2 pseudogenes are annotated in these 472 nt (G+C 64.2%); both read right to left on the reverse strand.

What is annotated here, in order from left to right:
* Positions 1-182: pseudogene (locus tag AC1DBN_RS21490) on the reverse strand (amino acid permease); the annotation flags it as partial.
* Between the two features lie 56 nt (positions 183-238).
* Positions 239-472: pseudogene (gene aspA, locus AC1DBN_RS21495) on the reverse strand (aspartate ammonia-lyase); the annotation flags it as partial.

The following is a 472-nucleotide window of genomic DNA, read 5'->3' on the forward strand; positions in this document are numbered from 1 at the left end:
TTCAAACGCCCGCCGGCACCAAGGAACAAACCGGTACCGATAGCGCCACCGATGGCGATCATCTGGATCTGCCGCGGCTTCAGGCTCTTGTGATACCCCTTATCCTCGGCATGCAGCGAGGACTCAGTAGCGTGGGCATGACCACCGTCAATGACGTGGTCTGGGAGTTGGGACTGACTCATGGGTGTCCTTACAGACGGGAATGTTGGGGGCTGCGCCCGCTAGGGGCGGGTGGGGGCTATTTGCTGAGGTTGGCGAGCCGTTCGGGGCTCAGGAGTTCCTGGAGTTGGGTGGCGGTGAGGAGTCCGTGTTCCAGGACCAGTTCGGCCACGCCCTTGCCGGTGGCGAGGGCTTCCTGCGCGATGGCGGTGGCGGTGGCGTAGCCCAGGTGGGGGTTCAGGGCGGTGACCAGGCCGATGGATTGCTCCACCGTGAGCCGCAGGTGTTCGGTGTTGGCGGTGATTCCCCGGAT

The organism is Pseudarthrobacter sp. 10T415 (genome assembly GCF_056394175.1).